This window comes from Tabrizicola sp. (assembly GCF_036781545.1).
Taxonomy (GTDB): domain Bacteria; phylum Pseudomonadota; class Alphaproteobacteria; order Rhodobacterales; family Rhodobacteraceae; genus Tabrizicola.
On the sequence record NZ_DAIQAT010000021.1, the window covers coordinates 13,786 to 35,452 of the forward strand.

Consider the following 21,667-nt stretch of genomic DNA (forward strand, 5'->3'; position numbering starts at 1 on the left):
TTCTGTCCTCAGATGGTTTCACGAAAGGAGAGGAGGTAGGGTTGCCCGCGCCAGAAGCTGATCCGGGCAACGCGGCCAAGGTGTCGGACGATCTGGTGCCGCCCGAAGACCCAAGCGGCGGCGAGATGCCACCACCGGGCGTTCTGGAAGTGCAGCTGGGCCAGCAAGATCAGGGTGCCTTTGGCTTCGTCAGAGGGCTGCATCATGCAAACCCCATGATCTGGCGGGCCTGTTCGCGGAAATCTGCTGTGATCTCGCCCGCCTCGACTGCAGCGTCGAGCTTGGCAGATTGGGCCTTGCGGTCCTTTTCCTGCATCGCCTGCACGATGCCCGACGACGACATGACGTCCTTCATCATCCGGGCAAGAAAATGCAGGTTCTGTGGGCTGATCTCGGCACCTTCTTTCTGCACCTCTGCCTGCATGACCTTGAACGCCAGCGTGGTGAGCATCTGGAACAGCACGTTCTGGCGCTGCGCCTGATCGTCCATTCCCATCTCGCCGAGCCATTCTTTCGCCCAATCCGACGCCTGCTCCTGCAGCCGGACGAACTCCTGGTACTCGGTCCCCCAGGCATGAATGGCCGATTTGCGGATGCGCAGGTTGAGCCCGGCTTCCTCAAGGCGGAAGTTCAGGGCTTCGGCCAGTTCCTCGTATTGCCCGAAGCCGCGGGCGCGCAGTTCCTCCTGAAGCCAGGCCCGCAGTTCAGCTGGCAGAAGGTCGATCTTGCGGGGCGGTGGCATATCACGCCCTCGGGCTGGGGCGCTGGATATCGGGGTGCGTCGCCCGGCCGCGCGCCACATCGGCACCGCGCGCCGTTGCCGTCGCCACCCGGAACTCCGGCTGCCCGCCAAGGATCACGAAGCCGTTCTCGGCCAGCCAGGACAGTTCAGTCGTGGTCTGGTCGCGCGAGGTGTTGATGCCGATCTGATCGCTGTTCAGCACGTCGGTCAGGATCGAGACATTCGAGGTGTAACCCGGGCTCGCCTCAAGAAACCGCAGGATGGCCAGACGGCGGTGGCGGCTGTTGAAGGTCTGAAAATCGGTCATTTCCGCTCCAGCAGATACTGTTCCACCCGCGCCAGCACGATGTCCTGCCGCTTGCCGGCATCGGTGGCGGCCGACTGGGCCGCGCGCAGTTCGCGGACATCGCCGCGCAGTTCGCCGATCAGCATGCCAAGCTGATGCAAGTCCTCTTTGGTCGGCTGCGCGCGCAGGGTCTGCTCGACACTGGCAAGGCGACCGTCCAAACGGTCCATCCGTTCCGAACCGGCCTTGAACCGGGTCTCGACGTTCTGATCGCGGGTCCGCCACCAGGTGTAGAGGATGTTGAGGATGTTCAGCGCCGCGAGCGTGACCGCCAGGGCCGGGCCGAGGTCAAAGGCGGGCGGGGTCATTGCTGGCGGTCCCCTTCGGCACGGGCGAGGTCGATACCGGCAAAAGGCGTCTTCTCATGCACCTCACGCAGCTTGGATGCTGCGAGCCGCGCCAGAACCCTTGCATCCGGGTTCAACCGCGCCAGTGCATCCGGCACACTCTGGGTCGCGTATTTCACAGCGGAATCGATCGCCGCTGGCCCGGTCAATCCCCGGCTCAGCGCGGCGCGGATGCCCGACATCAGCGCGGAATGCAGAGCCTCGCGGTGCCGCGCCTCGATTTCGATGCCCCAGCGGCGCTTCGCCTCATCGGCGGCACTGGCCAGCACCTTTGCGAGCCAGGCCGCGAGGAGCGACAGCAACAGCGGCAGGGCCGCAGCATAGATTTCGGAGAGCAGGTTCATCATGCGGCCTCCAGCCATTTCGAGACGGTGAAACCCGGGCAGGCCTTGGCGGCATATTCGTTATGGCCGCTGATCCGCCGGATCTGAGCGCGCATCCCGATCCCCTGCAGCAACTGCCGCAATGTGATGTCCTGCGCCGGGGTGAAGTGCTGGGCGAAGCGATCGCGCTCGGTCGAGCCGTGACCGCCGATCAGGCAGATGCCGATCGTGCCGCGATTGTGGTCAACGACATGGGCGCCGATCTCCGTCTCGGGGCGACCGGCCAATACCTTGCCGTCCCGGCCGATCACCCAGTGATACCCGATATTGCGCCAACCCCGGTCCTGCATGTGCCAACGGCGGATTTCGGCAAACTGGGCGGAAAGACCCGCATCAGCCATCCAGTCGGGCCGCGTGGCACTGCAATGCACAACGACCTCATGGACAGGATAGCGTGCCGCACCCTGATAGAGCATAGCGGCGGTTTCCGCCGTCAGCACCGATGACACTGCGACACCGCCCGCTGTGAGCCAAGACTGAGCGGCACGCTTGGTTTTCGTGCCGAAGAGGCCATCCACAGGCCCCGGCGAATAGCCGAGATCCCGAAGGCCCGTCTGTATGAGCGAGATTGCAGCCTTGGTCATAAAGGGCACCCGATGCTTCGGGCGCGCGCCCGGTCAGGACCGGGATGCCACATGCTGGTGAAATGGGGCCGTGGGATGCAGTTTGGGGGGATTAGCCGAAAAGGGAGAGCTGCTGCGGCTCGATCCCGGCGTCGCGGCGCATTTCGGCCCGAAGCTTGTGAATATAGGCGCTCGTCACACCGTGTTCCCGCGCCAGATCATTGGCCGAACGGGTGGGTTTGGTCAATCCGGCTTCCAGAACGGCCGCCCGAAGAAGACTGGCACGGCGCTGGATTTCCGCGCCTCGGCCCGAGGGAATGTCAATCTGGTGGCCTCCAAATCTGTCTGCCAGCCAGGTTACAATATCGGTGCCAACCTCGGCCGCGAGGGCCGAGGTAGCGGCGAACGAAGAGGTAGGCACGTCGCGGCGCTGGCCGCCCGCGTTGGCGATCAGCCGCAGGCGAGCGGTCAGACCGAGGTCGCGTTCGAGTTCATCAATCCAAGCAGTCATCCCGGCCCCGCGAACTTGCCCGCCTCGTCGCCCCAGCTGCTCCAGCCGGGGCGCTGCTGGCGACTGAACAGGTCGAGGCGGCGAGCTTCGGGCATGAGCCGTTCGGCAGAGCGGTATGCCTCTTCCGGCTTGCGGCTGTGCTCCCGCCGCAAGCCGAAGATTGTGTCGCGCACGGACTTGCTGGTCTTCGGGGCGCCGCGCGTGCCGATGAGATAGGGTTCGCCCGCATTCCTGAAGATATAGCCCGGACCGAATGCCTGTTTGCCGTTCGGCGTCATCTTCGCCCACCATCCGAGGGTCTTCAGAGCAAAGCCCCAGGCTTCGAGCACCGTGATCGCGTTCTGCAGCTGCGCGCCGCGCGCCCAGAGCCAGAGCAGACAATCCGGCGCGGCCAGCGCTTCAACCGGCATTGCGCAGATTTGGTCGAGGGGCATGGTCTGGTAATGGGCTTCCGGACTTTTCTTCAGGCCCTTCTTTGACCACATCTCCGACCTCCAGGGCGGGTCGGCCATGACCAGGTCGAATCCACCTGCAGGCCGCAGTTCGTGGAATTCGCGCAGAAGGATCATGTCACCCCCCCGCACCGGACCGGACGGAACCCACGACAGCTGTTCAGCCATTCTGCCGCTCCGTCTCGATGCCGTGGCGCTTGCACATGGCCTTCAGGGCGCGGGTCACATCATTGATCTGGCCAGCTTCGCGCAGCGCATCGATGTCGATCGGCACGGACGACCATTTGCGTTCGAACTGGGAACGGACAAAAGCATTCAGCCCTTCGCGGCCGGGCTTTTCCAGCTTGCCCGCCTTGCCCAGCAGCCCCCAGAGGACGTGGACATAACGCAAATCCCCACGCGGCGCCGGAGCGCGACGGCCGTTTGCGCCCCCCTTGTAACCTGCTTTGAAGCCCCGTTCTTCGAGAGCTTCAACGACCTTGCGCAACTCGGCGTCGGTCATGTCGGCCATACTGGCCTTGCCCGTCACCAGCAGCTGGAGATCGTGCCGGGAATCGGCATCGATGCCGAGATGTTTGCACCCGACGTGGATCTGGCGCTGGAGGTTACGGACGGTCATTGGAACCCTCGTAGTAGCTGGGACGGGCAGCGATCTCGGCCGCAATGAAATCCTCGGCGAAGAGCGGAAATTTGTTCTCGATCCGGCGGCGCAAGTTGCGTTGGCGTACCCGAGCGCGGGCCGCTTGGCTCCAGCGGCGGATCGGACGTTGATGGACGCACTCCCAACCGACTGTCCACCCAGAACCGGGTTCGTAGGGGGTGCCTGGCAGGCTTGCCTGGATGATCTCGTCCGGGATGGGGTGACTGCGATCGGAAAGAACCGACATGACGATGCGCGGCATTCCATCGGGAGGAGATGTGTAGGGGTTTCCCCAGAACAACCGGCACCGCCATTTCGCGTTCACCGATCATCCTCCGGCTTGGGCAGAGCCAGCCGAGTGGCAGCATTCGGTTTCCGCTTCTGACCCTCCTGTACTTTGGTCAGACAGCGCAGTGCATAGCCCATGTCGTCGAAATCGCAGGTTTCAAGCTCGATGCGGATGGTTGCCTTGCCGCCCCTCGAGGTCGATGAGAACGACTTCAACCGCAACGACTCTTCGGGCGTTCCAGAGAGATAGAAGCTCACATCGCACCGCCAATCTGGCGCTGCTTGCCCGAACCACCGTTCACACCATGGGCAAGGTTGACCCGATCCCCGGCCCTGAACCCGGCACTTGCCGCATTGCCGAAACGAACCGATCTGGCGGAGGTCTTCATGGCCGTCGTTTCCGGGATGCGCTGCTTCAGAACTGCGCGGGCCTTTGCCAAGGCATGATCATCCATCGACAGGTGAAACAGGTCGAACAGACGCACGCGCAACCGAGCCACCAATCCGGCGGTGAAGTCGGCAACAGCCTGCCGTTTTGTTGCGACCGTTCTCCGGCGGCGATATTCGGCCGTCGCCTTGAACGCTTCGATCTCTCGGTCCATCGCGCGGTTCAAGACGGCAACCAGATAGGTCGCGATCTCCGGGCCCGGAGCGCGGCCGAGAAACATGATCGCCGGGCTCCAGTCGTTTAGGATCACGGTCGCGCAATTTGTGCAGCGCCCAACCGCTCCCCAGATTTGATCGCGCGGGGCATTGCCACGGGTTTTAAGAGCGGCTTGCTGCTCTTCAAATTCGATGTCTTCGGCCGTCAAGCCGTGGTCGCGCATCAAGTCCGCTGCCTTTGCCAAGGCAGCTTCGGCTTCGGCTTCGGTGGCGCCACGTCCCGTGCCGAGGGCGTGCAGGGCCGCGATCCGCTTGCGAAGAGCATCATCCATCACGCCACTTCCAATTCAAGGGCGGCGGTGGCGGCGATCCGCCACTCGATCATGTAGCCCTCGGTATAGCGCGGGCCGTGCAGCCGCGCGAAATCGGTGGCCATGTCCTCAAGGTCGGCATAGCCGAGCCGCTTGGCGCAGCCCTCGAGGCGCAGGAGCGGCATGTTGCTTTCGCGGATTCCGGTGATGCGATTGCCGGTCCAGAGGATGTCCATCCGCTCGACCGCCGTGCAGATCGCACCCTCGACGATCTGACGGTGGTTGACCTTGTCCATGAGCCGGATCGGCTCACCGGGCCGGGCATGACGCAGGCGGGGCGGTTCGAAGGTCTGCTGCATCACCCCGGCGGAGATCAGCGGCACGAAACGCTGGGCGAAGGTGTAGCTGATCATGGTCACGCACTCGCCAGATCGATGGTCAGCGATTGCCAGGGGGCATCGAAGGCGTCGCGGAACTGAAAGCGCAGATAGCTCTTGGACCCGATCACATGCATCGCGTCGCGGATCGCTTCCTGACCCCGGACCCAGCGCGCATCGTCGTCATTGGTGTTCAGCAGGACAAAGACATTGGTCCGGTTGATCTGGCCTTCACGGTCGGTATCGAAGGCGTTGGTGACGATGGAGCGGATCAGCGGGTCGGCCCCGGCGGCGCGCTCGTTGAGACATTCATCGAACAGCGCTTTGGCGATCTGCATTTCAGGGCCATAGGCGATGCGATCCGCGATGCGGACTTCGATCTTCATCAGGCCGTCGAAGGTGGAATAGGTGCGGTTCCCCTTCGGGCCGCCGATCTTCAGCCCATATTCCTGCGCCATGAGCGCGTCGAACGAGCCGAGGTCTTCGTAGACATGCCCCTTGAACCGGGCAATCTGCGCCGCAAGTGCATATGCAAAGCCGAAGACTTTACGGACCATTTCGTCCTGCAGCTTCTTCATGGCCGGGACATTCTCGACTGCACGCAAGCCGCCTTTGCCGTCGGCCATGTAGCGATTGCCATTCGCTTCCACGATGCCGTCCGGCACCGGGTGCGGCTCGAATCTGGTCTGTTGAACGGTCATTTCAGAACTCCTTGAGACGGGGGAAAACGATCTGATCCGGCGCCTGCAATTGCAGGGGCGGGATCGGGGCGAGGCCGAGGATCACAAGCGCCAACGCCATGTCCTCGATCTGGTGCGTGCTGAGGCCCGTCAGGGCACGGTGGCCGTGGAGGTCGATACGGCCAAGGGCGCGGGCGGCAGAGATGAGGATGTCGCGGTCGCTGCGGGTATGATCAGCCATGGCGGGTTGCCTCCTGGCCGAAAAGGATCCAATGCGCGCTGACATCACAGCCGCGCGCAAGCTTCGCCAGGGCGACGGAACCGGGAAGCGCGCGGCCAGCCAGCCAGGTTTCCAGCGACGGGACCGGCACCGCGCACTTCTCAGCACAGGGCTTGGTGCCACCTTGCAGAAACGCCAGATGCTGGATGCGGGCGCGGACGCCGGAGCGATCAAGGTCAAGCGGCATCGGTGGCCTCCTTGCGATAGCGAGGGCAGGCCCGGCAGGCGCGATGCATGCGAACCCGCTCGCTGGTTTCGTTCGAATAGGTCTTGGCCTTGGCCATCCAGTCCCGGCAGGCCGCCGTGGAAATGACCCCGGTGGCGGGGCAAAGGACTGTGGCGTCCATGAAACGGCCGCGCACCACATCCTCGACCGCGCCCATGTCGCCCTTGTACTTGTGGCGCAGCACGGCCGAGACGAGCGCGGCCGAACGACCGAGGCGCACAGCAACCTTGTTCTGGCTGGTGCGGGCGCATTCCTCGGCCAGCAATTTGACCCAGTCTGGAAGGGCATCACCCCAGGCAGCGCGCGCGATGGTGAGAGGATCGCTCAAAGCCGCGCCTCCGGCATGAACACCTCACGCGTATTCGGGTCGTAAACCCGCTTCACGCGCTGGATTTGCGGCGGTTTGGGGCCGTTGTTGCGGATAAGGCGATACCGCGCGATCCGTCCACGGACCGGGTCTGCTTTTTCCAGCACCCTCAGATAGCCGGTGGCCAGAAGCATCTGGCAATACGATTTGGCAGTCTCGACCGAGATACTGGTCGAGGTGGTGTCAAGCAGATCCAGATAGGTGAATTCCTTCTGCATATACATGCCGCGCCACAGCCGTTCCGTGATGCTGCCCTGTTCCACAGCGGTTCCATCCGAGCGTACACGCGGCGCCTCGACACCGATGTCGCGGACCAGAAGCCACCGCGCGACTGCGCCTGGCTGTATGGGTTGCTGCTGGAGATATCCGGCGGCGGTCAGGCCCTTGAAATAATCGCGGGCGGTCTTGTCGTTGGCGCCGGTCAGGCCGGTGATTTCGGAAACACAGAAGGCGTTGCCATTCCGGCCACGCACAGCCGCCCAGATTGCCTCACGGCCAGGATTCGACTCATCGACAGGGGGGCGGGCCATCACACGCCCCTCCGCGGAGCCGGGGCCTCTCCGCTGAAGAAGGCGATATCCCTTGCATCGGCCATCGTGATGGCGGTCTTGCCGGTCGTGAGGGCATATTCCGCAATCTGGCGCAGGTTCACGACAATGCGGCGCGCGCGCGCCTGCGATTGCTCCAGCACCAGTTGCTTGACCTCGGGATCCAGCGCGATACCGGGGCATTTCCGGTCAGCAAGCAGGCCAACCTCGCGCAGATCTGCAGGCTGCGCGGCAACCCAATCCAGCATGCGGTTGTGAACCCGTTCCCAGCGGCGCAGCGTCTGCGGCAGGTTTTCTTCCCCGATCAGGATGACCGTGCCCTGCGAGCTTTCGTAGATGTCGCGGATGATGCCGATCATGCCATCCTTGGCGACCAGGTCGGCCTCGTCGATCAGGAGCGGGCGCCCCGACTTGCTCAGTTGATCACCGATCTGTTCGACCATGTCGCCGATGGTGCGGCCCGGCGTGATGCCCATGGACCGCAGGATCATCTCGGCGAACTTCTTGCGGCTCCAGGTGGATTTGACCTCCACCCAATAGGCCCGGGTCTCCTGTGCATTCCAGGTCGCAGCCTTGGTCTTGCCGTAGCCACTCGGCCCGAAGAAACAGGCCAGCCCCGGCAGATCGAAGTCGCGGTTTTGCACCCTGTTGATCAGGGCGTTCAACAGCATGACATTGCGCAAGGGCGCAACGCTGCCGCTGGTGTTGATATTCACTGCTCCGTCCATCATTCTCTCCTCACTTCGTCCAGCCGCCGTGGGGTCTGTCCGCCCCCGGCGGCATCTCGTTTCAACCCACGCCCTGTTCGCCGAACCGGTCGAACATCGTGCGCTGTGCCTGGTATTCGGGAAGGCGCACGATCCGGGCGTAGAACGCGGCATCCTCCTGCGAGATCGCCTCGCCCGCTTCCGAGCGGCGCTCGATCTCCAGCGCCCGCCAGAAACGGTCTGCGGCGCTGTCGACGGCGATGACCGGCTCCAACTTCGGTCTGCTGAAATCCGCCGCGAACAGCTGGAAATCGGCCTCGGTGCTGGCATCCGGCGCAGGCACCGGGCGGTCGATCACAGGCTTGCGGATGCGCGCCGGGGCCAACTCGACGACCTTCGCTTCAACCAGCGGCGTTTCCGGCTGGGGCAAATCCGCCAGTTCGGCGGCGAATTCCCCGACCGACATGGGCCGGAGGGTCTGCAGCAGCTTTTTCTCGGCCGCTCGGCGCTGACGCTGCGTGCGGGCATGCAACTGCGCCCCGACAAGGTCGAAGAAGCCGACCTTCTCACGGCACTCGACAGGCCCCAGAAATTCCCCGCGCAGGGAATAGACATAAGCTCCGGCATGGAGGTTTTCCGGGTCGAACCGGGCGATCACCCGCTTACCGGCGAACTCGTTCATCCAGGGCGCCCAATATTTGTTGTCGTAAAGCTCAAGGCCGCCGTGGTTCTGGTGCAACTTGCGCACCTCCTGACCCATCAGCCAAAGTCGGTGCTGCTCCTCGGTCGCCTTGCGGATCGGGGCTGTGGCATAACTTTCGGCGAAGGTTTCGTCGAAGCTGCGGCCGCGGGCGGTGTCGGACAGGCGGCCCGGCCGGGCATTGTGCGCACGGATGCCCTCATCCAACACATCAAGGAAATCTTTCAGCGGGATCGCGCGCGAGCCATAATCTTCGGGTTTGGCCAAAGGATTTGGGCCCACATAGGCGCCGGCAAACCGCGGATCGAGCGCGATCCGGCTGGCCACGTCGCGGAAACCGCGCTCGATCGGCTTGGCCTGACCATGCCCCGGTTTGGCCCAATGGATCTGGATACCCATCTGCGGCAGGACGCCCAGCGGATCATCCGGCCTGATCTTGAACCGAAACCGGGTTTTTACGCCTCCGGTCAGCCATTTGTTCGCAAACTCGCGGCCATTGTCGAACAGGCAATGACGCGGGATGCCCCAGGTCTCGATCAACTCACCGAAGGCGCTCATGACGGCGACCTTGTTGGGAGCGAGATCGACGCGCCACGACAGAATTTTCCCCGAATAGAGATCCTGAAACGCGACGATCTGCGGTCGCACCGGCTCCTTGATGCCCGGCCAGGCCACGAAGACATCGATCTTGTGGCAATCGGCATTGACGCCTTCCAGCGCCGTCAAGGTCGATCGGTCGCGGATCTGCGGCGGGAAGCATTTGGCAAGCCCGGCCTCGCCCTCCTTGGCATAGACCACTGTTACGCGCGGCACATTCGCTTCGAACCAGCGCTCGGCGGTTTTCAGGGTCAGATATTGCCAGCCCCGCGCGATGCACACGTCTTTCACCACGTCATAGCTGGCCCGAAAGCTCACGGCGGGGCGCAGGAACGCCGCCTTCAATCGGATCAGGAATTCGGGGCTGCATTCGGCGCGTTTGCGCTGCGGGGCGGCAGCGCGGTGTCGCGGCGCCAGATAGGGCAGCCGGTCGGACACATCCACGCCATCCAGCATGCCCATCCAGCCCCAGATGGTGCGCTCGCTGGCCTTGCGCCCTTCGGCTTTTTCCAGCTGGGAGACCTGCCGCACCGCGAGATTGCGGCCGATGGCGGCGGCAAAGGCTTCGACGCGCTGGATTACCTTCAGGCGGGCGCGGGCCTCGGCCTTCACCGTCTCCGGCAGGCCGTCATACCACGCCCAGGCTGTGCCGCGATCCATGCGGGCCGGGGGTTCCTCGGCCGGGGCCGCCGCTTTCAGGAGGGCACCCTGCGCCCGGGCGGGCAGCAGTTGCCAGCTGTATTCCCAGCCCCCGCCGCGGCCGGCGCGACGGCGCGCAAGATGCGGCCGTGACCGCCAGCCCTCGCGAGCGGCCAGCGCATCCACGCCCTGCCGGGTGCCGGGCACGTCCGGCAAGCCACTGGAGGCCAGCGCCTCGGCTGTCCACCATTCCTGATCGGGCGCGGTGCGGATCATTTGGCGGCCATCCCCCTGCGGATCGCGGTGGCGAGTGCGGGATCGCGGGCATCGGCCTCATCCGCCACAAGCGGCGCGACTTCGCCGAATTCCTGATCGATGAAGCGGCGCCGCACGGCTTTTCCTGCCCGCGCCCAGGCCGATATGAGCGCCAGCAGCGCCTGATCCTCGGGCGATTTGACGGGCGTTTGAAGGCCCCCTTCAACGCGCAGCGAACGGCGGGCATCGGCGGCGGATTTGGCATTGCCGACCGACAGCCGCAGGACAACATCACCGCGCTCGACCGGGTCGCCGATCTTGGCGATCTCGGTCAGGTCTTTCAGGCTGACCGGGCGCGGCGCCTGCCGAAGATGCGCGACATCACGGGGCGATAGAGCCGTGCCAGCAGCGACGATCTTGTAAACCTGCCGCTCCTTCAGTCCGAACTTTTCGGCAGTGGCTTTCACGAATGCAACTGCACTCGGTTCAGTTGCATCCCAACGTGCGACCGCGCCCGCCACTCCCCGTTTCGTCTCCGGGTGCAGCCGCTCGTAAACCGCCTTCCGCGTGGCCAGAAACACCGCGCTGTCCAGCGCATTCATCTCGGCGCCGGCCAGATTGTCGTCGATCTCGACCATCCGCGCCCAGTCGTCGGTGACATCGGTCCAGACCTTGGCCGGAACATGCACCCAGTTCAGGCGGCGGGCGGCCTCAAGCCTATGGCCACCGGCCATCAGGTAAAGCTGGCCGTCCTTCTTCTTGCGGACATGGATCGCGTCCTTCATCACCCCGATCTCGGTGATCGAGGCGATCAGGCTTTCCACGCCCGCTTCGCTGACCGGGCGCAGACGATCGCGCACGATCACCTCTGCCACCGGAACCTTGTCGATCTGCATCAGGGTGGGGGTCATGTCTTCCGGCCAATGGTATGGGGGTCACCGTGAAAGTCCCGGGCGCGGGTGCGGCAGGGCTGGCACATGCGGTTGTGGAAACCGTCGCTGGCAAAGGTCGCGCCGCAGCACATGCAGGCCCGCGGCCCGCGCTTGGCTTTGCTGTCGGCCTCGGCCTGGCGGGCATCGCGCAACCGCTCAGCCCCGTCCTTCGACGTTGGCGCCGAGCAGATCGCCCCTGCGGGACTGATCACGACATAGCACTTGGTCATCGCCTGATAGCGGACCGTGAATTTCGGGCGGATCGCGGCAGGGGCTGTCATTGCAGCACCCACCCGATGGCAAATCCCATCCAGCCGAGCGCGAACAGGCAGACGGCGCCGATCAGGTCGCCGATCCAATGGTCATCAAGCGCGCGGGCGGCGCGAAGAACCGCCTGTGCAAATTTGCCACCCCGCCCGGCGGATTCCCCTTTGGCCTGGGCGGGGTGGCCCCTACCATCGGACGTGCAAACAACCGGATGGAGGGATGGGATGCAGTCACCATGCGAGGTGTCGCCGCTGTTTGATGGAGTACCCTTGCGGCTCATCAGAACGGCCGACCTGAAAGCCGAATTGTTCCTGATCTCTGCCGTTTGCGGTTCGACCTCATGGCCAGTTCCTGCGCCGACGGCGGAAGAATGGAAGATGCTCATCATGACGCTCCTTGCGGGGCCGATTGAGGAAACCGGAAACGCAGCGTGGTTGCGGCACCATTCAGACCGCAATCGTGGCGCACTTGGGATGCGGGCCGAATTCCTTCGGCAGGAGATTGAGGAACTGACTGAGCAAGAGCAGCGGCAATGGCGGCTCGCGCCTCATGATTGGCGGGATCGAGTCCGTCATGTATTGCTTGCAAACGCGCTGCCGCCTCTGTTCCCATCGGCCCCGGAACCCAGTGAAGCTGTCCGCCAGTAACCTGTGCTGACCGCCACGGGCCGTCGCGCTCGACCTGAACTTCGACCGGCCACTCTTCCTTGGCCTCTTTGCCGCGCAGTGCGCTCAACCGCGCCTCAACACCCAACTCGGGGCAGATCAGATGCGCCAGGCGCCAGCGCAGGCGGAAAAGAGCGGCCATCACGCGGCCCCGCTTTTCAGATCGCTGACATGGGACTTGAGGCGGGCCAGATAGGCGGCCTGAACCACTTCCGGGCCAGCCGCATTGATCATACGCGCCAGCAGCGCCTTCCCCTTCGGCCCTTTGGACTGGCCAAAGGTCGCATTGCGCGCCGCAGACGGAACAACACCGTTCTCGGCACACCACGCTTCAAAGCTCAGCCCGCGCGCTTTGAAGGCGCCGACCACGGCATCGTGGAGGATTGCCCCCGGCTGATAGGGAAGGGCTTGCGCCGTCATTGATTCCTCGCAAAGTATTCAAGTGAAGTCACAACGCAAGATTAGTTATCCAAATGAGTGAGGTCAACCCAGAGATCATCCGATTGGATGACATTGGGCAACGAATTCGCGCGGAAAGGGAGCGGATTGGCCTTAGCCAAACCGAGCTCGGTGCTGCCGGTGGCGTCCAAAAGAACGCGCAGCATAACTATGAAGGCGGAAAACGAGCGCCCGATGCGACCTACCTGGCTGGGATCGCGCGTGTCGGATGTGATGTGATCTACATTCTGACAGGAGAACGCGGCGCGGCAAGCCTCCCACCGATGATGCTCCGGTCCATCCAGAACTCGCTGGCCGGTCCCGAAGATTTCGCCCCAATTCCCCTATACGCAGTCGAACTTGCCGCAGGCGCTGGTGCGGCAAACGGCACCGAGGAAGTGATCGACCATATGGCGTTTCGCCGAGACTGGCTTCGCAAGATGGACGTGTCGCCCTCGGCTGCGGTCATCGCCCGCGCGCGCGGCGACAGCATGGCTCCGACCTTGAATGATGGCGACGTGGTGCTGATAGACCGTTCCAAGGCCGAGCCGCCGTCGAAGCCGCGCGACGAAAACGATACCCGTCCACCGCGCATTTATGCCCTGATGGACGATGGGGGCGCCCGCATCAAACGCATTGCTCTGGCCGCACCGGGGATGCTGGCCATCTTGTCGGACAATCCGGCCTCACCGCCAGAGTTTCGCCCGGTTTCCTCGGTCACGATTATCGGCCGTGTGGTCTGGTGGGGGCATACGAACAGGGAGTGATCAATGCCAGTTTGCGAACGATGTAATAATAACCGCCTGAATATTTCGATGGGAAGAAACGGCATCTGCCTGCGTTGTGAGCAAGAAATCGAATTAGAGAGAAAACAGCGCGGCATTGCTTCGGAAGAACGCGCCAGCCAGGATGAGCGCGCGCTTCAAGCTGCCGCCTCGCGGATTATTCTGACCACCGAATCCTCCCTCGATCTGCGGATCGAACGTCGCCTTGACATCATCACAGCCGAAGTCGTGATCGGGATGCACCTGTTCCGGGATATAGCCTCGGCGTTTCGGGACACCTTTGGCGGGCGCAGCGCGACAATGCAGAAGGGTCTGCGCGACGCCAGAAAGACCGCTCTCGACGAGTTGCGGCGCGAAGCCCTTGCCCTCGGCGCCGATGCCGTGGTGGCCGTCGACCTCGATTACTCCGAGATATCGGGCGGCGGTAAGTCGATGCTGTTCCTGGTCGCCAGCGGAACCGCAGTGAAACTGGCCACAACGGGTGGAGGTGAAGATCGGGCATGATGTCCGTTACTGTTCATGTTATGTTCTCGTCTCACCCAGCCGCGGAGCATGACCTTGAACGCCGTTCTTACCCCTGTTGAACCCACCTCTCCCGTCGCGCCCTGGATGGGCGGCAAGCGCAACCTTGCCAAGAGGATCTGCGTGATCCTCGATCAGACGCCCTGCGGCACCTATGCCGAGCCCTTCGTCGGCATGGGCGGTGTCTTTCTGCGCCGCGCCGCCCGCCCGCGGGCCGAGGTGATCAACGACCGTGCCCGCGATGTCGCCACGCTGTTTCGCATACTTCAGCGGCACTACGTCCAGTTTCTGGACACGCTGCGGTTCCAGATCACCACCCGCGCCGAGTTTGAGCGCCTCGTCGCCACCGATCCCGACACCCTGACCGATCTGGAGCGGGCGGGCCGGTTTCTCTATCTTCAGCGCTGCGCCTTCGGCGGCAAGGTCTCGGGCCGCAACTTCGGCGTCTCGCGTGAGCGGCCGGGGCAGTTCAACCTCTCGACGCTCGAACCCATGCTCGAGGCGCTGCACAGCCGCCTTGCGGGCGTCATCGTCGAGTGCCTCGACTGGTCGGACCTGGTGCGCCGCTATGACAGCGAGGCGACGCTGTTCTACCTGGACCCGCCCTATTGGGGCTGCGAGGGCGACTATGGGAAAGAGCTGTTTTCCCGGGCCGAGTTCGACAAACTGGCGTCCCAGCTGCGCGGCATCCAGGGGCGATTCCTCCTGTCGATCAATGATGTGCCAGAGGTCCGGGCGCTGTTCGACTGGGCGGTGGTCGAACAGGTCACGACGACCTACACCATCGCGCGACAGGCCGGTGCGCGCGGCAGCCGCGCCGAACTGCTGATCCGCAATTTCGGGGGGTGAGCAGCGGAAAATCAGTTGCATGTTCGCGGCGGCGGGCGGCCAGCAGATCGGAGGCCGTTTCCTATGAAATACAAAGCGTTACCGCGAACATGCAAACCCCGTCCGAACATGCGGCCCTATTTGCATGTTCGGACATCGGCGCACCACGCCCTCAAATGGCGCCATACCCACTAAAACCCAAGTTTTATTAGATTTTTTGGCAGCCCATCTCATCGGATCGGGCGCACGCCCAACAGCCCGCACAGGGCCCTTAAGGCTGTTTCAAGGCCGACTGCAAGACATCGCCCAGGCTGCCATCGCAGTTCCCGCGACGTTCCTAAGCCCCTGTTTTCACGCAGCCTTCCGACATCTTCCGCTTTCCCCCGGCCTCTTCCGTCTTCCTGCAGATATTCGTGTCACTTAACACAGGATCAGAAACGCGCGAAAACCGCACCGGAGCGCGTTCAATCGGGACGAAGGCTGATCTGCAGTTGGGCAAGCGCCTCAGGCGCGATTTCGTCCCGCACCTGATCCAGCAAAGCCAGTAGATCGTCCTGCCGCGGTTGGCCGAACGCCAGTCGATACAGCGCCACTGAACGATTCAGCCAGGAAAGCCGCGTCTCTTCACGGCTGAAGGGGAGCGACAGGATATGGCGTTCGACCTTGGTAGGGCCGTCGAGCACCCAGAAAGGCTCAAGATCGCCAGTGCGCCCAGCGTTTCCATGCGCAGCGCTGAACATATCGACCCAAGGATCAGTGTTCTGCCCGCCCAGCGCCGCCTGAGAATGTCCTGCGACCAGATTAAGGCGTACAGCGTGGTTCTTGTAGCGATGCACCCGGCCTTCGCGTTGCTCCATATCGACCGGGTTGCCTGGCAGGTTCCAGTGGACGATCCGGTGGCAATAGGGGTGAAAATCCAGACCTTCCTGCCCGACCGATGTCGAAGCCAGCACGAAGGGCTTGAAGGGAGAGTTAAAGGCCGTTCGGACCAGACCGGTCCGATTCACGCCGGTCTCATCTTCACCTTTCTGGGCCAAGCGCATGGCGAAGCGACCGCGCAGGGTGATCGGGTGGGTTTGTACGATACGGCCACGCTGGAGAGCGTAGTGGTTCAGTTCGATCTGGGCCGGTCGCAAGGACAGGGCCTCGGCCATCCGTTCGGCGATGACTCCTATGGCTTTGACCGGCGGATGACCGACTTGGCCCTCGGCTTCCAATAAGACATGAGCATACTCGTCGAGAACCGATTGCAGGTCGTGTTCGGCCGCATGACGCAGGACCGCCCGCCAGTAGATATCCCCTTCCGCGCGCAGCAGAGCCTGAGTTTCGGGCTGGTTGAACAGTGTCCGGAAGGCCATGCCAACCTTCGTCGCCGCCGTCAGCAGCGCGGGATCGTTCAGCGAAAGCGTGGGTACGATACGCGACAGGGCGCGCAAGGCGCAGGTGGCCGGGCTGCCAAGCGCCACATCCACCAGATGGCCGAGGATCTGGTCGACGTCTTTCTGCCCGATCGGCTGCCGGGCGGCCTGCAGCAGTTCGGCCAGATGATCGGGCCACGCTTCCTCGTCCCCCTCTCCCCGCGGGCCAGAGCCTGCAAGCCACGCGGCAAAGTCAGAATTCACAACATCGAGGGCGGCGGGGCTGCTCCAATCCCAGCCGCCATCCCCTGCTTCGGCGCTTTGTTCCGCCAGGTCTTGCGCTAGAGGCCGCAACCGCGCGCGAGCAGCCTGACGCAGCGCGTCGAGATCAGGAAAGGGCCCCTCCTCTCGCATCAGGGCCAGTGGATCGGCCAGCGCCGCAAGTGCAGGTGAAGGGATGACAAGTTGTAGCGCGCGTAGGCCTGCAAGGCGACCTTGCGCTCGACGGAACTGCAGGGGGCGGGTGGTTGGCGGGTCCGTATAGGTGTGACCCCTCCCCATGCCCATCTGCCGCTCCGCATCATAGGACAGGAACCCGGCAATCGCGTCGGGAACCATCGTCCATTCCGAGAAGATCAGCATCTTGCTGACAGGCTGGCTGGTGCCGAAGTAGGGCAGCGATGGCGCAATCCACAGGCGGCGCGCCATGCCGTTCGCGAAGGCGAGGTCTGCCAGTTTGCGCATACGGCCATTGGGGGGGGCAAGGGGCGCATAGCTTTCGACTGCCTCCGGATCGATCTGCAAGGGGATCGCCGTTTTCATGGCCGCGCGAAGGGCGGGCGAGGGAGACTTCGCTTGCTCCTTCAGGAGGTCCGCCAGCTTGTAGCCGCGCATCAGGTTCAAAAGCCAGGGCGAGGATTTCCAGTAATCCACCGTGCCCGGTGCCCCGGCGGCGGCGGCCACGGCTGCTATGGCGCGCGCCTCGATCAGGTCGGACGCCGTCAGGTCAAGTTCGTGGCGGAGTTCGCGGATCATGGCGTCGCGATCCGCCGTCTCGGCCACGCGTTCGGTGCGGGCGATGACACGGCGCAACTGGCCTTCTATCCCCTCGCGCAGGGCGCGGGCGTTTTCGAAGCCTGCGGGCAGGGCCTGCATCGCCTGACGAAAACGGCGCATCTCCAACGCAATCTCGTCGCGGCGGCGTTTGCCATCCTCGGCTCCGAACAGGAATTCCAGCACGTCGAGGAAATCGCGGTGATGATCGCCCTCCTCGGGCGCATCGCCTGCCAGTGTCAGCATCCGGTAGGGCGTCGCGGACAAAAGCAGGGTCTTGGCGGTGTTGCCCGCGCCGTCGACATGGTTGAACAACTGCCGCGCCAGATCGGCGGCTTCGCTGTCGCCATGCAGCAGATCGTGAAAGCGCTGGAATTCGTCGAGAATGATGAGGTCAGGTTCAAGCGACTGAACTGAGGCTTGCGCCAGCATCCCACGCAGTTCGCCGATCAGGGCGGTGCAGGCCTGGCGCAGGTCGCCATCGACCTGGCGATGCCAGGCAACCTCGGCGCAAAGGTCATCGATCCGTGCGGTCAGGCCGGGGCTGTTGGCCACGGCCATCTGGAACCGGGCTGCGATTTCTGGATCAACGGTTTCGGTCGCAACCCGCGCGCGCTCTCGCTCCCAGCCCGGCTCTCCCGACCAGCCCTGAAACAGTCGGATCGCGCCCTTTGGGTGGGCGAGTTGCCCCTCCAGAAGCCTCAGGATCAGCGCACGCTCCCGCGCCCAGCCGCCCGAGGATTTCAGGTCAAAGGTCGTGCCGGGTGTCAGGCTGATGAAGTTCACCCGGTTATGGCGCAGACTGTTTTCTCCGCCCAGCACCAAAGGCAGGAGGGTCAGCCGTGTCGGCAGCACCTGCGCCTCGCGCTCCATCACGTTCAGCCGGGCGAGGTTCTGTGCGGCGATGGCGCCGTTCGAGCAGACATAGATGATGTCGATGCGCGGGACCTTGTCCCAAAGCGCCTCAATCGTGCGGGCGATCACGCCGCGGGCGACCATCGTCTTGCCCAGTCCCACCTCGTCCGCCACGAGGAACTGGCGCGTAGCGTCGGGATCGGTCAGCAGGCGGCGGCACACGTGATCCACCGTGGCCCGTTGGAAGGCTTTCAGCGGTGCCAGGGCGGGGCCGGGGTCAAAGCGGTTTTCAGCCACGGCGCGCCTCTTTTGGCAGGACGCTGCGAAACACCTCCCAAAGGGCGGCGAAGCGCGGCGGTATGACCGGTTCCCCATTTGCGCCCCTGACATCGCCCAGCCGCGACATGAGCCGTTCGATATCGCGCAGGCGGCGGCCGTCGCCTGACAGTGACCGCACCATGTCCTCAAGGATCGGGGCGTCGTCGGCAAAGCCTGCAAAGCCCAGGAAACCGCCCTTGCCACCCTGCAGGATGATCTGGCCCGCCGTCTGCGGATCGCCCAGCAGCAGGCGGATATAGCGCAGGAAAGCCTCGCGGTTCTCGATTATGCTGCGCAGGATTTCGGCGGTGCGCGCCTCGGGCAGGTCCTTCAGCGTGGTGCCGAGGGTGAAGACCATCTCGGCCCCGGTTTCCAGATCGGTGAGGCGAAGCCCCAGCCAGCGCGTCACATCGGCCAGAGCGAACTGGCCAAGGGGCAGGCCGGTGCGGCCGAGCGGCACAGTCAGCGTCAGGGCGTGGTTTGGGCCAAGGGTCAGTGGCCAAAGCTCTGCCCGCAGAGTGACGGGGAGGGCTACGCTGCCGCGTGCGGTCAGGGTCAGGCCGATCCGCCCGTCTTCGGCCGGAGTGCAGCGCAAGGTCAGGTCAGCCGCTGCCAGAGCCCTGCGCATCGTATCAAGGCGCGCCTCTGCCGCTAAGGCTGGATCAGGGACGGGCGCCGGTGTTGGGGCCTGCCAGGGCCGAAGGAACCGGCCCAGCCGTTCTGGCGCGATGTGGTCTGCAGCCCAGCCCATCCGGCGGGAGGGGCCGGAAAGGGTGGCAAAGACCTCAACGTTGCTGCCGTTCAGCAGCGCCGCCGCCGTAGCGTTACCCGATCCGACGGTAAGGTCCGTGGTCGACTCGGGCCTCGGATAGCGTTCGGTCACAAAGACCTTGGCATGAAGGCCCAGGGCCGCGGACGCCGCCTCTGACTCCTCGCCATCTTCGGTTTCGGCCAGGTCGTCCAGAACCATCACCTGCCCGAAGCGGGCCAGCACGTCAGGCGGCATCTGCGCCAGTTCCTCGGCTCGGCTCAGCAGCCAGCATTCAATGGGGTCAAGGTCCTTGGTCAACTGGACCAGTGCTTCGGGCGACAAGAAGGGCGAGATGATACCCATGGCTCTGCCGACCTTTGGCCGGAACGGGGGCTGACCCAACCCATTGACCGCAAAGCGCAAGCGTCGAGCGCCTTCGGGTAGGGTCCAAGCCGTGCGATCAACGTCTCGGGCCAGCGCCTCGGCGATCTTGCGGCTGCGTGCCGGTGTCGGGCGCCCCCGCGCAAGGCTGGGCAGGGCGCGGAGGAGAGCGGAAATCGGGGCATTGTCGGGTTGCGCCGCTTCGGTCACTTCGCCGTCAAGCGATAGCGACAGGTCCCAGCTGCGGTCGGTCGTCAGGTTGCGCGACAGGATCGCAAGGCGCAGGCGGATCGGCCCCGTGCTGGCCAGGGGCACAAAACGCAGCACCCAGATCTTGGGGTGAAACGCGCCACCCTGCGGCGCAAGGACCTCGGTCACCGTGTCTTCCAGAAGCGCGGTCAGGCGGTTGGCGGCGCGGGGCTCTGCCGTGATGCGCCCGGCCTCGCAGAAGATCGCCACGCGCTCGGCCAGCCGTTCCAGCCCGTCCAGAAGCGCCAAAGGCGTGTCCAGCACCTGCGCCCGGCTTTCGGCCGCCTGAAAGGCCATCGTCGCCGGGATCACCAGAGCGGTCTCGAAATCCAGCGAATAGGTCGTGGCCAAGGCCATATCGACCTCGTATCCCGGCGGGGCGCGCAGGATTTCGCCGTAAAGCGCACGGTTTTCGGGGTCGAGCGGGCTGTCAGACGGCATCGGCAAGGTCCCGCAGATGACGCTGCACCACCGGCCACCGATAGGCCAACAACGAAGCACCCGAGGCACCACCCCAACGCGCCAGCGCTGCATCATTCGTCAGCCGCGCCTTGGGCCCCTTCAGCCGGGTTTCCCGCCGCAGGATCAGGGCGCGGGCGGCTGCGTCATCGGCCAGAGGCTGGCCGCGCTGAACCAGGGCCGACCAGTCGGTCACGAAGGCCATGGTCTGGGGGGCCACCCTGTGAATGGTCTGCGAGGTCAGCGACCAGAGCCCCGCCAGGCTCCAGTCTGAGGCAAGGCTGGCGGGGGCCTCGGCCTGCCAAGTGCCAAGGCGAGCGCGGTAGTCGGCGGCCAGATCGTGCCAGCGGCCTTTCTCCGCTCCCTGGATTGCAGCGGCCCGTTCGGCCAGCATCAGGTTGTAAAGCAGCGCTGCCCCGTTCATCACTCGGGCAAAGCGTTCGGCCTGATCGACGATGGCGATGTTCCTTGAGCTCCATGTGGCGCGCATCGGGTGCAGCCAGATCGCATCTGATGCCGCCCGGTCACCCGCCTGCGCCAATTCGTTGAACAGGCTGTCCCGGGCGGAAACGGCAAGACGGTCGCGCAGGAAGCTGCCTTCCTCGGATGTGAGGCGGAAGGTTGCCTTGTCCAACAGGTCATCCGGCGCTGCGGGCAGCCCGGGGGACCAGAGGCTCGGGGCGTCACCCGCCGCCAGCATCTCGGCCCGGCTGCCGGGATGGGTGCGGATGCCCAGCGCCAGAAGACCGGCCCAGTAGACATCGCTGGGAAGGCGCTTCAGGCTGTCGCGCGCCTCGCTGCCGATGACGTTCTCGGTCTCGCCGCCGCGCAAGAGGGCTGTGATCAGCTGGATTTCCAGCCGCCGCGCCTGATCCGCCCGCCCGCCAGACCGAGCGACCATCCGGTAAAGCCAGGGCACGAAGAACATGTAGCGCAGCCGCGTCTGAATCGTGCTGGTGCCCGGGAACATCAGGTCCGACAGGGAATCGCGGATCGAGCCGAGGCCCAGTTCATCGCGGGAGTCCTCAACCCCGAACAGGTCCATGATCCGGCGCGCGCGGTCGCGGTCGGTCTGGTCGAAGTCGATCCAGGCCAGGGCGGACATCAGGCCACGACCTCCGGCTCAAGGGGCAAGAAGCTGAGGCTGCCCTCGTTCATCCAGTGGATCGCGACGCCGCGCAGTTGATGGGCGGGAAAGGTCAATCGAAGGGCATCCGCATAGGCGGCAAGCTGCGGCCAGTAGG

Annotated in this window: 31 protein-coding genes; 3 read left to right on the forward strand and 28 right to left on the reverse strand. The window is 64.3% G+C overall.

Going from position 1 to position 21,667, the window contains the following annotated elements; all coding sequences use genetic code 11:
- Positions 1-8: 8 nt before the first annotated feature.
- The 25 genes from V7Q39_RS05920 to V7Q39_RS06040 all read right to left on the reverse strand — a co-directional run bounded on the left by V7Q39_RS05920 (position 9) and on the right by V7Q39_RS06040 (position 12,846).
- Positions 9-206 carry a hypothetical protein gene (locus V7Q39_RS05920; protein ID WP_333815641.1) on the reverse strand — a complete coding sequence of 66 codons (198 nt, stop codon included), beginning with the start codon at positions 204-206 and terminating at the stop codon, positions 9-11.
- Positions 203-802 (reverse strand): phage protein Gp27 family protein, encoded by a 600-nt coding sequence (locus V7Q39_RS05925; RefSeq protein ID WP_333815642.1) that lies wholly within the window; start codon positions 800-802, stop codon positions 203-205. The genes V7Q39_RS05920 and V7Q39_RS05925 overlap by 4 nt, the downstream gene beginning before the upstream one ends.
- Positions 744-1,049: a VpaChn25_0724 family phage protein gene (locus V7Q39_RS05930; protein ID WP_333815643.1), complete on the reverse strand. Its 306-nt coding sequence runs from the start codon at positions 1,047-1,049 to the stop codon at positions 744-746. The genes V7Q39_RS05925 and V7Q39_RS05930 overlap by 59 nt, the downstream gene beginning before the upstream one ends.
- A complete protein-coding gene (locus tag V7Q39_RS05935) occupies positions 1,046-1,396 on the reverse strand; it encodes a DUF2730 family protein (protein ID WP_333815644.1) in 351 nt (116 codons plus the stop codon). Before V7Q39_RS05935 ends, V7Q39_RS05930 begins: the two co-directional genes overlap by 4 nt.
- On the reverse strand, positions 1,393-1,782 hold the full coding sequence (locus V7Q39_RS05940; protein ID WP_333815645.1) for a hypothetical protein: 390 nt from the start codon (positions 1,780-1,782) through the stop codon (positions 1,393-1,395). Before V7Q39_RS05940 ends, V7Q39_RS05935 begins: the two co-directional genes overlap by 4 nt.
- A complete protein-coding gene (locus tag V7Q39_RS05945; RefSeq protein WP_333815646.1) occupies positions 1,779-2,402 on the reverse strand; it encodes an N-acetylmuramoyl-L-alanine amidase in 624 nt (207 codons plus the stop codon). Before V7Q39_RS05945 ends, V7Q39_RS05940 begins: the two co-directional genes overlap by 4 nt.
- Positions 2,403-2,493: 91 nt before the next feature.
- Complete coding sequence (locus V7Q39_RS05950; protein ID WP_333815647.1) at positions 2,494-2,892, reverse strand: Mor transcription activator family protein; 399 nt, start codon at positions 2,890-2,892, stop codon at positions 2,494-2,496.
- Positions 2,889-3,512: an MT-A70 family methyltransferase gene (locus V7Q39_RS05955; RefSeq protein ID WP_333815648.1), complete on the reverse strand. Its 624-nt coding sequence runs from the start codon at positions 3,510-3,512 to the stop codon at positions 2,889-2,891. The genes V7Q39_RS05950 and V7Q39_RS05955 overlap by 4 nt, the downstream gene beginning before the upstream one ends.
- Positions 3,505-3,963, reverse strand: a complete 459-nt coding sequence (locus V7Q39_RS05960; RefSeq protein ID WP_333815649.1) for a gp16 family protein — start codon at positions 3,961-3,963, stop codon at positions 3,505-3,507. The genes V7Q39_RS05955 and V7Q39_RS05960 overlap by 8 nt, the downstream gene beginning before the upstream one ends.
- Complete coding sequence (locus V7Q39_RS05965; protein ID WP_333815650.1) at positions 3,950-4,246, reverse strand: hypothetical protein; 297 nt, start codon at positions 4,244-4,246, stop codon at positions 3,950-3,952. Before V7Q39_RS05965 ends, V7Q39_RS05960 begins: the two co-directional genes overlap by 14 nt.
- 59 nt (positions 4,247-4,305) lie before the next feature.
- Positions 4,306-4,530, reverse strand: a complete 225-nt coding sequence (locus V7Q39_RS05970; RefSeq protein ID WP_333815651.1) for a hypothetical protein — start codon at positions 4,528-4,530, stop codon at positions 4,306-4,308.
- Complete coding sequence (locus tag V7Q39_RS05975) at positions 4,527-5,207, reverse strand: DUF7168 domain-containing protein (RefSeq protein WP_333815652.1); 681 nt, start codon at positions 5,205-5,207, stop codon at positions 4,527-4,529. The genes V7Q39_RS05970 and V7Q39_RS05975 overlap by 4 nt, the downstream gene beginning before the upstream one ends.
- On the reverse strand, positions 5,207-5,605 hold the full coding sequence (locus V7Q39_RS05980) for a hypothetical protein (protein ID WP_333815653.1): 399 nt from the start codon (positions 5,603-5,605) through the stop codon (positions 5,207-5,209). Before V7Q39_RS05980 ends, V7Q39_RS05975 begins: the two co-directional genes overlap by 1 nt.
- A complete protein-coding gene (locus tag V7Q39_RS05985; protein ID WP_333815654.1) occupies positions 5,602-6,264 on the reverse strand; it encodes a DUF3164 family protein in 663 nt (220 codons plus the stop codon). Before V7Q39_RS05985 ends, V7Q39_RS05980 begins: the two co-directional genes overlap by 4 nt.
- A gap of 1 nt (position 6,265) precedes the next feature.
- Positions 6,266-6,484, reverse strand: coding sequence for a hypothetical protein (locus tag V7Q39_RS05990; protein ID WP_333815655.1), 219 nt, complete (start codon positions 6,482-6,484; stop codon positions 6,266-6,268).
- On the reverse strand, positions 6,477-6,710 hold the full coding sequence (locus tag V7Q39_RS05995; protein WP_174213350.1) for a hypothetical protein: 234 nt from the start codon (positions 6,708-6,710) through the stop codon (positions 6,477-6,479). The genes V7Q39_RS05990 and V7Q39_RS05995 overlap by 8 nt, the downstream gene beginning before the upstream one ends.
- A complete protein-coding gene (locus V7Q39_RS06000) occupies positions 6,700-7,077 on the reverse strand; it encodes a hypothetical protein (RefSeq protein WP_333815656.1) in 378 nt (125 codons plus the stop codon). Before V7Q39_RS06000 ends, V7Q39_RS05995 begins: the two co-directional genes overlap by 11 nt.
- Positions 7,074-7,646 carry a hypothetical protein gene (locus tag V7Q39_RS06005; RefSeq protein WP_174213348.1) on the reverse strand — a complete coding sequence of 191 codons (573 nt, stop codon included), beginning with the start codon at positions 7,644-7,646 and terminating at the stop codon, positions 7,074-7,076. The genes V7Q39_RS06000 and V7Q39_RS06005 overlap by 4 nt, the downstream gene beginning before the upstream one ends.
- A complete protein-coding gene (locus V7Q39_RS06010; RefSeq protein WP_174213347.1) occupies positions 7,646-8,392 on the reverse strand; it encodes an AAA family ATPase in 747 nt (248 codons plus the stop codon). Before V7Q39_RS06010 ends, V7Q39_RS06005 begins: the two co-directional genes overlap by 1 nt.
- Before the next feature lie 61 nt (positions 8,393-8,453).
- Entirely contained in the window at positions 8,454-10,583 is a 2,130-nt protein-coding gene (locus V7Q39_RS06015) for a transposase domain-containing protein (protein WP_333815657.1), read from the reverse strand.
- Complete coding sequence (locus V7Q39_RS06020; RefSeq protein WP_333815658.1) at positions 10,580-11,473, reverse strand: ParB/RepB/Spo0J family partition protein; 894 nt, start codon at positions 11,471-11,473, stop codon at positions 10,580-10,582. The genes V7Q39_RS06015 and V7Q39_RS06020 overlap by 4 nt, the downstream gene beginning before the upstream one ends.
- Positions 11,470-11,775 carry a hypothetical protein gene (locus tag V7Q39_RS06025; protein ID WP_333815659.1) on the reverse strand — a complete coding sequence of 102 codons (306 nt, stop codon included), beginning with the start codon at positions 11,773-11,775 and terminating at the stop codon, positions 11,470-11,472. The genes V7Q39_RS06020 and V7Q39_RS06025 overlap by 4 nt, the downstream gene beginning before the upstream one ends.
- Complete coding sequence (locus V7Q39_RS06030; protein ID WP_333815660.1) at positions 11,772-12,146, reverse strand: hypothetical protein; 375 nt, start codon at positions 12,144-12,146, stop codon at positions 11,772-11,774. The genes V7Q39_RS06025 and V7Q39_RS06030 overlap by 4 nt, the downstream gene beginning before the upstream one ends.
- Complete coding sequence (locus V7Q39_RS06035) at positions 12,146-12,568, reverse strand: hypothetical protein (RefSeq protein WP_333815661.1); 423 nt, start codon at positions 12,566-12,568, stop codon at positions 12,146-12,148. Before V7Q39_RS06035 ends, V7Q39_RS06030 begins: the two co-directional genes overlap by 1 nt.
- Entirely contained in the window at positions 12,568-12,846 is a 279-nt protein-coding gene (locus V7Q39_RS06040) for a hypothetical protein (RefSeq protein WP_174212476.1), read from the reverse strand. The genes V7Q39_RS06035 and V7Q39_RS06040 overlap by 1 nt, the downstream gene beginning before the upstream one ends.
- Before the next feature lie 53 nt (positions 12,847-12,899).
- On the opposite strand from V7Q39_RS06040, the gene V7Q39_RS06045 reads away from it, so the two are divergent.
- Genes V7Q39_RS06045 through V7Q39_RS06055 form a run of 3 tightly spaced genes read left to right on the forward strand, consistent with a single transcriptional unit; the run spans position 12,900 to position 15,020 of the window.
- Entirely contained in the window at positions 12,900-13,631 is a 732-nt protein-coding gene (locus tag V7Q39_RS06045; RefSeq protein WP_174212477.1) for an XRE family transcriptional regulator, read from the forward strand.
- A 3-nt stretch (positions 13,632-13,634) separates the two neighbouring features.
- Positions 13,635-14,153 carry a YbjQ family protein gene (locus tag V7Q39_RS06050; RefSeq protein WP_241699913.1) on the forward strand — a complete coding sequence of 173 codons (519 nt, stop codon included), beginning with the start codon at positions 13,635-13,637 and terminating at the stop codon, positions 14,151-14,153.
- 48 nt (positions 14,154-14,201) lie between these two features.
- A complete protein-coding gene (locus tag V7Q39_RS06055) occupies positions 14,202-15,020 on the forward strand; it encodes a DNA adenine methylase (protein WP_443082492.1) in 819 nt (272 codons plus the stop codon).
- A gap of 443 nt (positions 15,021-15,463) precedes the next feature.
- Here the strand turns inward: V7Q39_RS06055 and V7Q39_RS06060 are convergent, their stop codons facing one another.
- Genes V7Q39_RS06060 through V7Q39_RS06070 form a run of 3 tightly spaced genes read right to left on the reverse strand, consistent with a single transcriptional unit; the run spans position 15,464 to position 21,528 of the window.
- Positions 15,464-18,562, reverse strand: a complete 3,099-nt coding sequence (locus V7Q39_RS06060; RefSeq protein WP_333815662.1) for a helicase-related protein — start codon at positions 18,560-18,562, stop codon at positions 15,464-15,466.
- Complete coding sequence (locus tag V7Q39_RS06065) at positions 18,555-20,405, reverse strand: phospholipase D family protein (protein WP_333815663.1); 1,851 nt, start codon at positions 20,403-20,405, stop codon at positions 18,555-18,557. The genes V7Q39_RS06060 and V7Q39_RS06065 overlap by 8 nt, the downstream gene beginning before the upstream one ends.
- The gene (locus tag V7Q39_RS06070; protein ID WP_333815664.1) at positions 20,395-21,528 is read right to left on the reverse strand and encodes a DUF6361 family protein; all 1,134 of its coding nucleotides are present in this window, start codon (positions 21,526-21,528) and stop codon (positions 20,395-20,397) included. The genes V7Q39_RS06065 and V7Q39_RS06070 overlap by 11 nt, the downstream gene beginning before the upstream one ends.
- Between the last annotated feature and the right edge of the window lie 139 nt (positions 21,529-21,667).

Coding starts and splice junctions, on each gene's coding strand:
- V7Q39_RS05995 (WP_174213350.1), bottom strand. CDS start 6,710: ATGCCGCTTGACCTTGATCGCTCCGGCGTCCGCGCCCGCATCCAGCAT.
- V7Q39_RS06035 (WP_333815661.1), bottom strand. CDS start 12,568: ATGGCCGCTCTTTTCCGCCTGCGCTGGCGCCTGGCGCATCTGATCTGC.
- V7Q39_RS05940 (WP_333815645.1), bottom strand. CDS start 1,782: ATGATGAACCTGCTCTCCGAAATCTATGCTGCGGCCCTGCCGCTGTTG.
- V7Q39_RS05990 (WP_333815655.1), bottom strand. CDS start 6,484: ATGGCTGATCATACCCGCAGCGACCGCGACATCCTCATCTCTGCCGCC.
- V7Q39_RS05935 (WP_333815644.1), bottom strand. CDS start 1,396: ATGACCCCGCCCGCCTTTGACCTCGGCCCGGCCCTGGCGGTCACGCTC.
- V7Q39_RS06055 (WP_443082492.1), top strand. CDS start 14,202: ATGACCTTGAACGCCGTTCTTACCCCTGTTGAACCCACCTCTCCCGTC.
- V7Q39_RS05985 (WP_333815654.1), bottom strand. CDS start 6,264: ATGACCGTTCAACAGACCAGATTCGAGCCGCACCCGGTGCCGGACGGC.
- V7Q39_RS05950 (WP_333815647.1), bottom strand. CDS start 2,892: ATGACTGCTTGGATTGATGAACTCGAACGCGACCTCGGTCTGACCGCT.
- V7Q39_RS06040 (WP_174212476.1), bottom strand. CDS start 12,846: ATGACGGCGCAAGCCCTTCCCTATCAGCCGGGGGCAATCCTCCACGAT.
- V7Q39_RS06015 (WP_333815657.1), bottom strand. CDS start 10,583: ATGATCCGCACCGCGCCCGATCAGGAATGGTGGACAGCCGAGGCGCTG.
- V7Q39_RS05925 (WP_333815642.1), bottom strand. CDS start 802: ATGTGGCGCGCGGCCGGGCGACGCACCCCGATATCCAGCGCCCCAGCC.
- V7Q39_RS05965 (WP_333815650.1), bottom strand. CDS start 4,246: ATGCCGCGCATCGTCATGTCGGTTCTTTCCGATCGCAGTCACCCCATC.
- V7Q39_RS06045 (WP_174212477.1), top strand. CDS start 12,900: ATGAGTGAGGTCAACCCAGAGATCATCCGATTGGATGACATTGGGCAA.
- V7Q39_RS05920 (WP_333815641.1), bottom strand. CDS start 206: ATGATGCAGCCCTCTGACGAAGCCAAAGGCACCCTGATCTTGCTGGCC.
- V7Q39_RS05975 (WP_333815652.1), bottom strand. CDS start 5,207: ATGGATGATGCTCTTCGCAAGCGGATCGCGGCCCTGCACGCCCTCGGC.
- V7Q39_RS06005 (WP_174213348.1), bottom strand. CDS start 7,646: ATGGCCCGCCCCCCTGTCGATGAGTCGAATCCTGGCCGTGAGGCAATC.
- V7Q39_RS06070 (WP_333815664.1), bottom strand. CDS start 21,528: ATGTCCGCCCTGGCCTGGATCGACTTCGACCAGACCGACCGCGACCGC.
- V7Q39_RS06010 (WP_174213347.1), bottom strand. CDS start 8,392: ATGGACGGAGCAGTGAATATCAACACCAGCGGCAGCGTTGCGCCCTTG.
- V7Q39_RS06050 (WP_241699913.1), top strand. CDS start 13,635: ATGCCAGTTTGCGAACGATGTAATAATAACCGCCTGAATATTTCGATG.
- V7Q39_RS05955 (WP_333815648.1), bottom strand. CDS start 3,512: ATGGCTGAACAGCTGTCGTGGGTTCCGTCCGGTCCGGTGCGGGGGGGT.
- V7Q39_RS05960 (WP_333815649.1), bottom strand. CDS start 3,963: ATGACCGTCCGTAACCTCCAGCGCCAGATCCACGTCGGGTGCAAACAT.
- V7Q39_RS05945 (WP_333815646.1), bottom strand. CDS start 2,402: ATGACCAAGGCTGCAATCTCGCTCATACAGACGGGCCTTCGGGATCTC.
- V7Q39_RS05930 (WP_333815643.1), bottom strand. CDS start 1,049: ATGACCGATTTTCAGACCTTCAACAGCCGCCACCGCCGTCTGGCCATC.
- V7Q39_RS06065 (WP_333815663.1), bottom strand. CDS start 20,405: ATGCCGTCTGACAGCCCGCTCGACCCCGAAAACCGTGCGCTTTACGGC.
- V7Q39_RS06020 (WP_333815658.1), bottom strand. CDS start 11,473: ATGACCCCCACCCTGATGCAGATCGACAAGGTTCCGGTGGCAGAGGTG.
- V7Q39_RS06030 (WP_333815660.1), bottom strand. CDS start 12,146: ATGAGCATCTTCCATTCTTCCGCCGTCGGCGCAGGAACTGGCCATGAG.
- V7Q39_RS06025 (WP_333815659.1), bottom strand. CDS start 11,775: ATGACAGCCCCTGCCGCGATCCGCCCGAAATTCACGGTCCGCTATCAG.